This window comes from Sodalis sp. RH24 (assembly GCF_047324145.1).
Lineage (GTDB): Bacteria > Pseudomonadota > Gammaproteobacteria > Enterobacterales > Enterobacteriaceae > Acerihabitans.
Genome location: NZ_CP178729.1, coordinates 3,978,181 through 3,991,053 on the forward strand (window position 1 = coordinate 3,978,181; position 12,873 = coordinate 3,991,053).

Annotated in this window: 9 protein-coding genes; 1 reads left to right on the plus strand and 8 read right to left on the minus strand. The window is 62.3% G+C overall.

Going from position 1 to position 12,873, the window contains the following annotated elements; genetic code table 11:
• Nucleotide 1: 1 nt before the first annotated feature.
• From tssG to ACL2XG_RS18000, 8 genes are all read right to left on the minus strand, one after another.
• On the minus strand, nt 2–1,108 hold the full coding sequence (tssG, locus tag ACL2XG_RS17965; protein WP_410013164.1) for a type VI secretion system baseplate subunit TssG: 1,107 nt from the start codon (nt 1,106–1,108) through the stop codon (nt 2–4).
• Nucleotides 1,105–2,964: a type VI secretion system baseplate subunit TssF gene (tssF, locus tag ACL2XG_RS17970; protein ID WP_413721603.1), complete on the minus strand. Its 1,860-nt coding sequence runs from the start codon at nt 2,962–2,964 to the stop codon at nt 1,105–1,107. The genes tssG and tssF overlap by 4 nt, the downstream gene beginning before the upstream one ends.
• Nucleotides 2,965–2,967: 3 nt before the next feature.
• Nucleotides 2,968–3,519, minus strand: coding sequence for a type VI secretion system baseplate subunit TssE (gene tssE / locus ACL2XG_RS17975; protein WP_413721602.1), 552 nt, complete (start codon nt 3,517–3,519; stop codon nt 2,968–2,970).
• 39 nt (nt 3,520–3,558) lie between these two features.
• Nucleotides 3,559–4,191, minus strand: coding sequence for a DUF3540 domain-containing protein (locus ACL2XG_RS17980; RefSeq protein ID WP_413721601.1), 633 nt, complete (start codon nt 4,189–4,191; stop codon nt 3,559–3,561).
• Between the two features lie 23 nt (nt 4,192–4,214).
• On the minus strand, nt 4,215–5,294 hold the full coding sequence (locus ACL2XG_RS17985; protein WP_413721600.1) for a pentapeptide repeat-containing protein: 1,080 nt from the start codon (nt 5,292–5,294) through the stop codon (nt 4,215–4,217).
• Nucleotides 5,291–7,966, minus strand: coding sequence for a DUF2169 domain-containing protein (locus tag ACL2XG_RS17990; RefSeq protein ID WP_413721599.1), 2,676 nt, complete (start codon nt 7,964–7,966; stop codon nt 5,291–5,293). Before ACL2XG_RS17990 ends, ACL2XG_RS17985 begins: the two co-directional genes overlap by 4 nt.
• 10 nt (nt 7,967–7,976) lie before the next feature.
• The gene (locus tag ACL2XG_RS17995; protein ID WP_413721598.1) at nt 7,977–10,457 is read right to left on the minus strand and encodes a type VI secretion system Vgr family protein; all 2,481 of its coding nucleotides are present in this window, start codon (nt 10,455–10,457) and stop codon (nt 7,977–7,979) included.
• 164 nt (nt 10,458–10,621) lie between these two features.
• Nucleotides 10,622–11,260: a two component system response regulator gene (locus ACL2XG_RS18000; protein ID WP_410013171.1), complete on the minus strand. Its 639-nt coding sequence runs from the start codon at nt 11,258–11,260 to the stop codon at nt 10,622–10,624.
• Nucleotides 11,261–11,760: 500 nt separating this feature from the next.
• Between ACL2XG_RS18000 and ACL2XG_RS18005 the strand changes: the two genes are divergently transcribed.
• Nucleotides 11,761–12,606, plus strand: coding sequence for a fumarylacetoacetate hydrolase family protein (locus ACL2XG_RS18005; RefSeq protein ID WP_413721597.1), 846 nt, complete (start codon nt 11,761–11,763; stop codon nt 12,604–12,606).
• Nucleotides 12,607–12,873: the final 267 nt, after the last annotated feature.

A 12,873-nucleotide genomic window follows, 5' to 3' on the forward strand; every position in this document is an offset into this window, starting at 1 on the left:
TTTACCAACCCATCGGCTCATCGGGACGATAAACAAAATCGTCGCGGTGGGCCGACGGCAGGTTATATCCCAGCCAACTGCCTTGTCCCAGCGGCTGGCCGCCTCCCAGCGTACAGCCGCGATATTCCTCCCGCGCCAGGACCACTCTTAGCTCCCAGGAAAATTCCACCCCGGCGTAATGGCTCACCCACTTGCGCAACCGGTCAAGCGTGCCGGAATGCCCGGCGGGTAAAAAACGACGGTATTGCCGCCACGGCAGCGGACCGATATCGACGGCGAACCGGGACTGCCTGTCCGGAACGGCAAGGCCCAGGCAATGTGTGCCCCCCAGGCGGGCGCGGTGTTGACCGGCGTGCAGCCGTAGCCGGGCGCCGGCTGGCAGCGGCAGCCAATGGAACAGGTTTTCCCGCAGCCTGGCCGGCACGGCAAAAAAGTGACGTATCAGCGAGCGTAGCCCCTCGGCGCTGCGCGGGCCGCGGGTTAAATGCCCCGACATATAATAACGCGCCTGCGCGTCCGGCGCGCCAACGCGCGCGGCGGGCTGGCCTGTTCCCAACAGGCAGGCGGCATACCCATCGAAGCGCCGGCTGTCCGGCCGATCGAACGAGACGCAGTGCTGGGCGTCGGCCCAGGCGCGATAAAACAGCGTAATCAACCGGTGGTGAAACAGGTTGGCGAAGGCCGTCAGCGCCGGTTCCTGGCCGGGGCGCCGGCGTTGGTAAACCTCTTCGGTCAGATGCAGCGGCAGGGGACCGTTGGGGCCGAACAGCCCGAAGCCGTTAATATCCACCCGCCGCAACCGCGCGTCTGTCCCCGGCGCGATGGCGGCGATATTGGCGGCGGCGAAACCCAGCGCCGGCCGCTGGCCCAGGCGCAGCGGTTCGTCGCGCGGCAGCGGCGCGCGTCCCAGCGCGTAGCGCAGCCCGCCCTGCGCATCAACGCGGCGCAGCAGTTGAAACAGATCATACTCCCAGGGATGGCGCTCGCGCAGGGCCCAGCTATTGGTATCGCCATCAGCGGCTGGAGCGGATGGCGCAGTGACGCGGCGGCGTGAAACCGGAGATAAGCGGCGTTGGGCGGGGCAGGGACGGACGCGGTGAATTTTCATAAAGGTGTCGCCGCCCCGGGACGCGGCGGCCAATAGCCGATGGCGCCCCGCTGTATCGAGCTGAGCGTGGTTTCGGTAAAGCTGTTAATGGTGGCCAGACGCGTAAACAGCCGCGCCAGCACGCTGCCCAGCAGCCACGGGCTCAGGCCGGAAAATGCCTGTTCATCGACGCTTAGCCGCACGCTGATGCCGCGTACGGCAAGGGCCGGGGACGCCATGACGCGATGGCAGGGAAGGAGCTGGCACTGACGAATGCCGGCAATTTGCTGCCTGACGGTCATATCGGCCCTGCGGGCGTGGAAGTCTACTAGCTGGCGCAGGGCCGCGCCGCCGTCTTGGTTATCCATCAGGCTGAAGTAATTGAGGCGCAGCTGGTTAATCAGCGGCCAGCAGGACGCGCTTTCCGCCAGCGCCGGGCGGGGCTGGCTGGGTCCGTTGCGTAACACCACCCGTTGCACCGGCAGAGAGTCGCGCATCACGAATTGCCTATCTTGCTGCAACAACGTGAGCGGCAGGTCGCGATTGCAGCACAGCACCTCGGGGCTGAGATAGGCCAGTTCTCCATGCCAGGGCGGATGCCGTTCGTCTGCCAGGGAGACATAGGCCAGCGAACCGCTGTAGCCGGTATACGCCATCGACGGATCGGCGGCCGATGGCCAGTGGCGCTGCTCCCGGCGCAGGGAAAACCAGCCCGGGCCCTCAGGCCCCTCTTCATCGTGGCGATCGTAAACCGGCCTGAATAGCCGCCGGTAGCCGTTTTCGCCTTTGCTGCCGAAGCCGTGCAGCTGTATGACGGAGTGGACTTCATAATCCAGCGGATGCAGCGTATCCACGATAACCGGGTATTCAGTTTGGCGTTCATTGAGAACAATGCGTTCAGCGGTGCGGGGGAACAGATTGATGACCGGCGTGCAGTGCAGCGCCAGATGCTGCCGATCTACCTGGCGCTCCAGTTCGGGCGCGGCCTGATCCAGCAGCAGGATAATCTCCAGCTGTTGCTGTTTGCCGCCGCGGTCGAACAAGGGCTGCAATCCCCCCAGGCTGAAAAACTGTAGCCGGGCGGGAAAACAAAAATATTCCTGCAACAGGCGAAATGCGTCCAGGTTGCGCAGGTCCGGCGGCAGCATGGCCTGATCGGCGTCAAGTCCTTCATGGCGCAGCGCCTCCCGGCCCAGGTTCAGGCGCACGGACGCGCCGCCGCCGGTCTGCGCCAGCACCGTTTGCGTATGCTGCATGATCAGCTCCAGCAGTTGCCGGGCCGGGATATCGCCGCCGCTGAGATAAAACATTAGCCGATCGCAACGCATTTCACCAAGCGTAACCGGGCCGATACAGGAAAGCCTGATGCGCAGCGCGCAGGCGCAGCCCTCCAGACCCAGCGCGCCGGGCCGGATCTCCGCCGGAATCCCGCCCAACGCCACCTGCTCGATGCGTAACGGCTGGAGGTCGACGTCATGGGCGGTGCGAAAGCGGCAGGTGACGCCGCGGGACTTACGTTCCAGGCTGTCCATCACCGTGCCGCGCGGCACCCGGTAACCCTGGCTGATATCTCCCTTGGCGACATCCGGCCGCAGTTCCACGATGGCCATCGACGGCGTGGCGGCCAGATAATTAGGGTGCAGCATCTCCAGCAGTTGCCGGGAGAACTGCGGAAATTCCGCGTCCATTTTCAACTGGACGCGCGCGGTCAGGAAAGCAACGCCTTCCAGCAGCCGCTCGACATACGGATCGGCCGGTTCGGCGCTGTGTAAGCCCAGGCGCCCGGCGACCTTGGGATACTGTTCGGCGAACTCCGTGCCCATTTCCCGCAGCCAGGCCAATTCCCGGTTGTAGTAGTCCAATAGCCGGCTATCCATCAGTTATCCCTTATCACTCAGTTCAAAATGGCCGTTTTCCAGATCCACGCGGCTGGTAAACCTGAACTCCACCGGCGCCGGCGACCACCACAGGCGCCCCTGGATAATAAACGACAGCAGGTTATGCGACGCCAGCCCGGCATCGTCATCAATGCAATCAATACACAGCTCCGGGACGATGATGCGCGGCTCGAAGCAAGCGATCGCCCTGGCGATGGCGACTTCGATATCCTGCCAGGCGATCTCGGTGCGCACCTTGCCGGCCAGCGGCGGCAAGCCGAAGTTCAGCGTACTGGCGTAAATATGGGGCCAGCGCGCCAGCTCGCCGCGGGAGGCGAAACGCGTGCAGTTGAACAGCGCCTGCAGGTTGGTTAACACCGACTGTTTCAGCCTGTCGCGCAGGCACGCCATGTCCGGCGGCGAGTCGTCCGGATTTTCCGGATCGTCGTCCAGCAGCCGTTCCCATAACAAGGGCGCGGCGCGTTGCCGGCCGCCGGCCGTGCTAGTCTGTCCGGCGGCGCGTTGCGCCGGGGGGTGGCTTATTTTTTTCGCCATTTCCGCTCCATTTTTACGGCAAATCCGGCGGCTGCCGCATCAGCCCATATGAATGTGTTCAGCATCGATCTTGGTGACGGCGTCGGCGGTGATCATTAGGTTCCGGCCGTGGAGGCGGGCATAATCGGCGGCCTGGTAATCCAGCTGGCCGACCCTGGCGTGCTCCGTTTGCGTCACTTTGCGCAGCCACCGGTGGCTGATATGCACCAGGGTGCGCCATACCGATTCCAGCCGCTTGCCGACGATGCAGCCGACATCCACCCGGGCCGACAACGACTTGCCCTGGTAGCGCATCCGCCCGATACGGCATTCCCCGCGATCGGCGCCGATATCCAGCGCCGGGGCGCGCAACGCCAGCCGTTCGGCGCCATGCAGGCTTAACTCGCCCCGGGCGGCGATATGCAGGTCGCCGGCAACCGTCAGGGACCAGGGCGACAGCGTGTCCGCGCGATCCAGCACCGCCAGCAGCCACAGCTGCGCCCGGTTGCCGGCAACCAGCACCGTATCGCCCGGCTGCGGCGCCAGCAGGCAGCTGGCGGCCCGGCGGCACTGCCAGCCGCGCTGTTCATGGCGCACGATATAGCAGCCGTCCGGCAGCAGGTTGACCACCCGGCCTACGGCCTGGCCGGGCGGCGATGCAATCTGGTCGCGCAATGCCTGTTGGTTCATCATAAGGTGTCTCAAATAAGGGATGGCTAAGGGTCCGGGGTCACATCTGGCCGCCGGCGGCTCCACTCTTCGGCGGCATGGAGCGCTGCATCCGCCTCCAGCAGCCCCTTGCGGCTGGAAAACAGCGCCGCCGTTTGCCGGGCGCGGTGCATGCTGGTGCGCATAAAGCGCGCGTGCCGCAGGTCGGCGTCCTGGAGATCGGCCTCGCGAAAATCCGCATACGCCAGGTTGCAGCCGGTAAATCGGCATTGTCCGGCCGCGGCGCGATGCAGCAGGGCCTGCTTCAGGCTGGCGTGGGAAAAATCCGCCTGTCGCAGGTCGGCGCCGATAAACTGCCCCTGGTCAAAATGGCCGCGGCGGCATTGCGCCCGCGCCAGGCTGCTGTCGATAAACAGCGCCTGGCCGCACCGGGCGTGATTGAAACGCGCCATGCCCAGCGAGGCGCCTTTAAAACAGCTGCGGGTCAGCGTGCCGTGGCTGAAATCGACGTTATCCATGGCATTACCGGTAAACTGGCAGGCGATAAAGGTCTGGCGGCGATAGTCGTTATGGCGGTGGTCGCATTCGGCAAAGATAACGCGGTCGAATTGGCTCTGGCTGAACGTGGTGGCGGTAAGGTCGATGCCGAACAACGTGGTCAGGACCGCCCGGCATTGATGCAGCCGGGCCTGGAGCAGCGGCGTTTTAAACAGTGTTACCTGCTCCAGCGAGCAGGTATCAAAAGTCGCGCCGGTCAGCAGGCACTCCAGGAACTGGGTTAATGTCAGGCCGCTGGCGCCAAATCGGCTGCCCATCAGCCGGCAATGATTAAATACTGTGCCGGTAATATCGCACCCGCTGAAATCGGCCGCGGGCAGCGCGCAGTGGTTAAACCGGCAGTCCTTGATATTCCCGCCGCAAAAGCTGGCCCGCTCCAGCCGGCAATGATCAAACAGCGTGTCTTCCAGCTGGCGCCGGCGTAAGTCCGCCCCGGTGAAATCCACGTTGCTGAATACCGCGCCGCGCAGCCGTACGCCGGCAAGCTGTTCCTCGCCCAGCGTCACCGAGTCGACCGCTTCCCCCCGGTCGATGCGGCGCTGTAATTCCCGCGCGGTGAGGTGAGTCATGACGAGGGCTCCTGCGCGCGCGGCAGGGTTTTGCATTGGTGCGTATAGGCGCCCTGCAGGCGGGTATGGCGGTCGATGGTCGCTAACGACAGATCGGCGCGAAACAGGTTGGCGGCGCGCAGGTCGGCGCCGGCGAGCCGGGATTTTTGCAACAGGGCGCCGATCAGGTCGGCGCGGGTCAGCGAGGCGTGGCTGAGGTCGGCGCGGATAAACAGGCAGCCGCCGGCGTTGATACCGTCCAGGCGCGCGCGTGTAAGCACGGCGCCGCTAAAGTCACAACTTTGCGCCTCGACCTGTGAAAAATCCGCCCGGTCTAGCGGCGTTTGCCGGAAGTTGCAGCTTGTTAGCCGGGCGCGCCGGAATGCCGCGCCTCCGGCATGGGTGCCGCCGGTAAAAACACAGCTGTCCAGGGCGGCCTCCTGAAACCGGATCTCATCCAACGCCAGGGTGATAAACGAGCAGCCGGACAACCGCGCGGCGTTAAAACAGGCCGCGTCCAGACGGCCCTGGTTGAACGTCACCTTTTCCAGGCGGCAATGGCTGAAATCCGGCGCCGTGGCGTCGGCATCAAGAAACGTGCAGTTCGTCAAGGCGGCATGGCTGAAGCGGCAGCGGTGGATGGCGGTGTGGTAAAACAGCAGCCCGCTGAGCTGCGCCCGATCAAAACAACAGTCTGCAAACGCCGCCCGGGTCACTGTCGTCCCGGACAGCTGCGCCCCGGAGAACAGCGTGTTGTGACAGCGGGCGCCGGTCAGGCAGGCTTCGGCAAGGCGCGCGTCGCGCAGCGAAGCGCCGGTCAACGAGGCGTGGGCCAGCATGGCGTCGCTGAGATCGGCGCCGTCCAGCAGGCAGTTATCCAGCCTGGCGCTTTCCAGCAGGGCCCGCTGCAGATTAACGCCGCGTAGATCCAGGCCGCGCAGATCGGCGCCGGTCAAATCCATGTCGCCGAGATCGCGCGTTTGCGCCAGCAGGGCCTGAAGGCGAGGGCGCCACTCCGCCGCCGCCTGCGGGGCCGCAGGGCGGGCAGCGGCGGCCAGCCGGTACATCTGGTGCAGGGCCAGGCGGGCTTCAGGCGTATCAATAGACGGCCCGGCGCCGGCGCTGTCCTCAGCCTCCCGCCGCAGCGCCGCCAGCATCCGGTGGTAGTGCGCCGGCCCGGCGCCGTCCCCGGCATCCGTCATATCGGCGCCCAGGGCCGCGGCTTTTTCCAGCGCCCGTTGTTGCAGCGCCGCCGCCTGTCGTTCCACCCGCGCCATATACCGCGGCAGCTCGCCGGGCAGCGGCCCCGGCTCCTGCGCGCGGGCCACCAGGTTACCGGCGCTATCTCCTGCGTCCGTATCGCCGTCGCCTGCGCCCGTGTCGCCGTCGCGCAGGCTTATCCGCGCGTCAGCGGCGCCCTGGTGCCGGCCGGGGCTCCGGTCAGCCGGGGTTGCCTGCCCGGGTAAGGTCGTATGAACGCCGCTGTCCGGCAGGGGCTGTCCGCGCTTTTCCCGCAGGTCCGCTTCCCGGCGGGCCAGATTGGCCGCCAGCGGGCTTTCCGGCGGCCGGGGGGCGGTATCCAGCCATGGGCCGATCAGGCTTTCCGTGACCAAATCCTGTTCACACAGGGCATGGGCGGCGGCGGTAGCCTTTCGGCTGCGGGCCTGGAGAACGTCCCGGTAATGCGCCAGGGGCCGGCTCTCCCGTGCCGCTTCAAGGGCGACCAGCATATTGTCGACGTCCAGCGCATCGTCTTCCTGGATCCCGCAGCTGCCCTGCCAAATCAGCACCATCTGTTCCACATGAGGAAAAAACCACAAGGTGGTGGCGCGCAGGGTGATTTCTTCCAGCGCCGGCGGCGCGCAAGCGTGATGATCGTCGGGAACGGCGGCGCGCGTGATAAAACACCGGGCGCGCCAGTCGGGCAGCACGCCCTGCTGCAGCGGTTGCTCCGGGTGCATATTCCAGATACGCCAGGGCGCGCCCAGCGGTAATGACGGCGACCGCGGCCACCACTGATCGCGTCCGGCCCGGTTAAATACATGCCAGTCGATATCGCGGGCGAACCCGGGGTACTCCTGCTCCAGCCAGCGGCGGTCGTAGCTTTTGCCGATACGGCTGAACTGCTCCGGCAGGCAAAAGTCCAGCGGGCCGAAACAGTCGGGTTTTATCCTGCGACGCGATGCGCCATAACCCGCCTCCGGTTCGATATGGGCCAGCGGATGGCATATGACGCCGTTACGCTCTACGGGGTGCGCGCCCAGGCCACGCGGGTTGCGGGCATCGTTTTCGCCGCCGAAGGCGTTTTGCCAGTCCAGGCGCAGCCGTGCAAACGGCAGCGCCTCGGTGGGGCGTCCGCTGACCCAGAAACGTTCCCCGAACACCATCAGGCTCTTTTCCAGCGCGTCCACCTGGATTTTAACCATACAGGCATTATTTTGCCGCTGATGGCGAGTATAGGCATAACCGGTGGCCAGGAATTCCGCGCAGGCTTTGGGAATGGCCAGGTCCAGCAAACCGCCGTCGCCGGCCAGTTCCCGCGCCGCCAGTTGCCACAGCTCCGGTTCGGGACGCAGCCGTGGCGCGGGCCCCATGTCAGCCAGGGCCAGCACGGACACGCCTAACTGGTTTTGGCCCAGCCAGCGCCAGGGGCGGTGCAGCACGCCCAGACGCAGGGGTTTGATGATGTTCATGGCGGCCGGCTCAGATAAAAAGGGTGATGGCGCTGGTGTGCAGGCTCAGCAGCGTGGTGCGGATATCCAACTGGCCCTGGCTGATATTGACGCCCACCGTTTCGACCCGCACCGCGGTCGTGGCCAGGTTCAGCCGGGTGCTGGACGTCAATACCTCATCGGTGGTTACCGCCATTTTTGTCATGGCAACGCGCATGTTATAGATGCTTTCCGCCGCGCCGGCGACGTGAAGCATATTGCCGGCATGGGTTTCGCTGCTTCCCTTGATTTTCAGCACCCGTTTTTTGGCTGTCACCTGAATCTCATTGCCGCCGTCAATGCTGATATCGCCGCCGGCGCACACGGCCAGATCCCTGTCAACCTGCTCATCCAGCCTGCCGTGGATATGGCGGCGCGCGTCGCCCTTTATCTCCACGTGCCGATTGCCGGCGATGGATTGCCGATCCACGCCATTGATGGTGGTATCCACCCCTTTGGCATATTCCACCCGGGTGGGATCCGGGCGCTGGTATTGCCGCTCGGCCCGGCGGCGATCCGCCAGCTCCTGCGCGGTGGCGGGCCGGGCCTGCGCCAGGGCGGCCTGGGACGGCCCTGGCGCATCCGCCGCCAGCACGCCGGGATAGCGCGTCCGGCCGAACACGATTTTATTGCCGGCGTCAAACATCAGATCATTCAGGGCATGGTGGCTGATAGTATCACCGGCATGCTGGGTCAGGCTGCCGCTGACAATCTGCGCCGCGTGCCCGGTCACCTGCCGGTATTCGCCGCCGGTAACGGCGTCTGCCCTGCCGCCGGCGGTAATCAGGCTGGTTTTGCCCAAGTGGAAGGTCTGTATATCGGGTTTAAATTTGAAGGTGGCGCAGGGACCTTGGTGGATAAAGCGGCTCTGGCCTTTTATCTCCTGCGCCAGATCGCCGTCGACGCTGATGCGTTGGTCATGTTCCACCGAGAGGGTCATATCCCGCTCGGCATGCAGGTTAAAGGACTCGCGTCCCGGCGCGTCCTCCATAAACCAGTAGCTGGCGTTGCCCGTGCCGCCATCCCTGCTGCGGCTCATAAATCCCATGCGGGCGGCGGCGGCCGGCAGTTCCCAGGGCGGCAGGGCGTCTTCGTTGTAGACCCGTCCGGTAATAATGGGACGATCGGGATCGCCGTTGATAAAATCCACGATCACCTCTTCGCCCACCCGCGGCACCTGTACGCCGCCATATTTCCACCCGGCCCAATGGCTGGATACCCGCACCCAGCAGGAATCGGTGTCGTCGCCCGCGCCGTGCCGGTCCCAGCGGAATTTTAGCTTTACGCGGCCATATTTATCGGTCCAAATGCTGTTGCCGGGCGGACCGGCCACCTCGGCGGTTTGCGGCCCCTGGGTTTTAGGCCAGGGGGTGGCGCGGGGCGGACGCCAGGTGACCTGGGCCGGTATAACGGTAAAAGCCACGCTGAACTCAGCCATGGCGGCGCCGGGTGCGGATTGAGCATCTGCGGCATGCCAGCGGTTATCCTGGATGCTGTAATCGACGCCGGTGACCAGATAAGATTGCTCATCCTGCGGGCGCGGACAGTGATGAACCCGGAAAGTGTAGCCGGGCGCCATGCCGCGCGCCGTTGCCAGTCCCGAGACGCGGCATTGCCGGGAGGCCAGCTCCTGCTGGCGGATTTGCGCCAGGAACTCCCCATGCCCATGATCGGCATACCCCCCCGGCCAGTCGTAGATTTCGCTTTTGTTGGCGGCAAACGAGGCGCGGTTTTGGCACGTTTGCCCCAGATGGGCGCGCGGCTGCCGAAAGTCATAATCGTCCATGCTGCACAACCGGGGGGTGATTTCATGGGACAATGTCCAGCGGTGAATGGCTTCGCGATGTGCGTTAAGACCGGCGCCCGGCTGCCGGTAAACCAGATCCTCGTAGCCGGGGAAAGGCTGGTGCGCCTGGGGGGCGTCGGCCAGCACCAGCGTATGGCCCCGGTCATGGTGGCGGAAAAAATAATAAATGCCCTCATGCTCCATCAGACGGCTCAGGAAATCGAAGGTGCTTTCGCGATATTGCACGATGTAGGGGTAGCGATGATAGGCGCTGGTCAGCCGATTTTCACAGTCAATATTATAGTCGGCCAGGACATGGGTAATAATATCCGGCAGGGTTTTCTCCTGCCAGACGCGGCAATCGCGATTTTGCGTCAGATACCACAGGGCGGGATGCAGGGTGAAGGTATACAGCTTATATTTTTCATGCAGCAGATCGTAGCCGTTGAAATCAATGCGGGTGATATGGCCATGCAAAAAACGGCGCTCGTCATTAATGAGCTTTATTTCAATGGTGATATCCTTTCCTAATAATGCATTCATATCTAAATCGTTATGAGTGCTAAGAAATTCCGCGTTGAACCGGTATAAGGCCGAAAAGGATTCCCGGCCGGTCAGCCGTTTAAATATCAGCTCACTTTCGGCGTTGCCGCTTAACGGCGTATGAACATTAATCCAGTCGGGCATGCTGTTCCCCAATACGCGAGATCGTCGGTAATAAGCCGAATTATTTTTTACAACGTCTCTATTTTATTCTGCTAACTATTGGCTTTATAAGACTATTGCCATCATAGGCGGCGAATGAAGATGAAACATCAGGTAATTCCCTGACATCCTTCCTGAATTTTTGTCTAACGGTATTCCACCAATCCCAACCGGAACGACCAATGCACCAGGTCAATGGCTTTATGCACGTCAAGTTTACGCATAATATTCAAACGATGGGTCTCGACTGTTTTAGGGCTGATGGATAAGTTACCGGCGATGGCGTGGTTGCCCGCGCCCTCGGCGATTTGCTTTAATACCTGGCGCTCCCTCAGCGTCAGGGACAAAGGGTGATGGCCGCTTTCGTTCATCAGCTGGAACACGCGAAAATGATCCAGCGCCGGATCAAGGTAACGCTTGCGGTTAAAAACGTACTGCAGCGCGGTCAGCAGGCAATGCTGCGGGCTGCTTTTCAGCACAAAGCCCAGGGCGCCCAGGCGCAGCACCCCGGCGGCATAATGCTCTCCCCGCCTGGAGGTAAGCACGATAATGCGCAGGGCGGGCCAGCGCTTAAGCAATTGCGCGATCACATCCTGCCCATCCATGCCGGGCAATCCCAAATCCAATATCACGATATCCGGGTGGGTCTCGCCGCACAGGCGATAGACCTCAAGTCCATTGTCCACCTGGCCCGCTATCTGGTAACGCGGATAGGGGGTAAGCAATGCTTTAATGCCGTTGATGATCAGTTCATGATCGTCAACCAGCACCAGTTTTATGTTCATAAAACGATTCCCTGGAAAATACATGAAGAGTATTTATTGGCATATTGTTGAAATAAAAAACGCACAGAACCGCCGGCCGCTACTATTATCGCGGACAGCGCTAAAGACAATAACGGATACAGGCTTAAAAGCTGGCAATTACACATTCGGGAAATGATTTTAAATAAAATATTCTACGTTATCATCTGGATAATGAAACGCCACGAGCATAATGGAACCCTGAAATAAATCAAGGACGAGACAGGAAAAAATAAGGCTATATTCAGCATATTTCAATGCGGTTTAGGCGCTGTGCTTAATTAGCGCTTCCTGTTAAAGAAATGGCAGCAGCGAACGTTCATGGTTGCGGCGCGTTACTCATTCATCGCACCTTGATGGGCAACCCGCCTGAAAGTGATCTTCTTCAAGTATTTGATGTCTGTCCGGTGGTTTTGATGGCCGGCAGCGGTTACGGGGCATATATTTTCACCCGTTGTCATTTTAAAAAAACGGAGTACGTCATGAAATTATTGCGCTATGGCCCGCCCGGCGAGGAACGCCCAGGCATTCTGGATAACGAGGGACGCATACGGAGCCTGGCCGGTCATATCGCCGATATCGGCGGGGACGCCCTGCTGCCCGCCGCGCTCGCCACATTACGCGCCCTGGATATCGCCCAGCTGCCGCTGGTGGCCGGCCAGCCCAGGCTGGGGCCCTGCGTCGGCCAGGTAGGCAAGTTTGTCTGTATCGGCCTCAACTACGCCGACCATGCGGCGGAAACCGGGGCGGCCATTCCCACCGAGCCTATCGTGTTTAATAAATGGGTCAGCGCCATCAACGGCCCCAATGACGATGTGCAGATTCCCCGCCAGTCGCGTAAGACCGATTGGGAAGTGGAGCTGGGCGTGGTCATCGGCCAGGGCGGGCGTTACATCGACGAGCGGGAAGCCATGGACCATGTGGCCGGTTATTGCGTGGTGAACGATATTTCCGAGCGGGAGTGGCAAATAGAACGCGGCGGCACCTGGGATAAAGGAAAAGGCTGCGATACCTTCGGTCCCATTGGCCCCTGGCTGGTCACGGCGGATGAAATAGCCGACCCGCAGGCGCTGAACCTTTGGCTGGAGGTGGACGGCACGCGTTACCAGAATGGGAATACCGCCACCATGATTTTTGGCGTCAGGCATATTATCAGCTACCTGAGCCGTTTTATGAGCCTGCGGCCCGGGGATATTATCGCCACCGGCACGCCGCCGGGAGTGGGTATGGGACATAAGCCGGAAGCCATTTTCCTGCGCGCCGGGCAGACCCTGCGTTTGGGCGTGGAGGGCCTGGGCGAGCAGTTTGCGCGCACGGTCTCGGCCTGATCGCGGGATGGCAGGGGCCTCTCTCTGGAGGGGCGGCCCCGCTTGCCCCAGGCCGGTTTTTGGGCCGCGGGGCGCGCGGCATTGTTTTGCCGCAATGCTTTTACTTTATTTTTTTCACCGTTTTCTGGGCGGATGGATTAACGCGGTTAATGAATTAAGTTTCACCGCCGGTGTCAGAATAAGTTAAGGTCAGAGGAAATTACGATACCTGCCCCTCCCCGGGCTGTTTAAACGTGCCGGTCCGTGCTAGGTTGTCTTTTTTCTGTA

Excerpts from the sequence above, each read along its gene's own strand:
- ACL2XG_RS18005 (WP_413721597.1), top strand. The coding sequence starts at position 11,761 with ATGAAATTATTGCGCTATGGCCCGCCCGGCGAGGAACGCCCAGGCATT.
- ACL2XG_RS17995 (WP_413721598.1), bottom strand. The coding sequence starts at position 10,457 with ATGCCCGACTGGATTAATGTTCATACGCCGTTAAGCGGCAACGCCGAA.
- tssF (WP_413721603.1), bottom strand. The coding sequence starts at position 2,964 with ATGGATAGCCGGCTATTGGACTACTACAACCGGGAATTGGCCTGGCTG.
- ACL2XG_RS18000 (WP_410013171.1), bottom strand. The coding sequence starts at position 11,260 with ATGAACATAAAACTGGTGCTGGTTGACGATCATGAACTGATCATCAAC.
- tssE (WP_413721602.1), bottom strand. The coding sequence starts at position 3,519 with ATGGCGAAAAAAATAAGCCACCCCCCGGCGCAACGCGCCGCCGGACAG.
- tssG (WP_410013164.1), bottom strand. The coding sequence starts at position 1,108 with ATGAAAATTCACCGCGTCCGTCCCTGCCCCGCCCAACGCCGCTTATCT.
- ACL2XG_RS17985 (WP_413721600.1), bottom strand. The coding sequence starts at position 5,294 with ATGACTCACCTCACCGCGCGGGAATTACAGCGCCGCATCGACCGGGGG.
- ACL2XG_RS17990 (WP_413721599.1), bottom strand. The coding sequence starts at position 7,966 with ATGAACATCATCAAACCCCTGCGTCTGGGCGTGCTGCACCGCCCCTGG.
- ACL2XG_RS17980 (WP_413721601.1), bottom strand. The coding sequence starts at position 4,191 with ATGATGAACCAACAGGCATTGCGCGACCAGATTGCATCGCCGCCCGGC.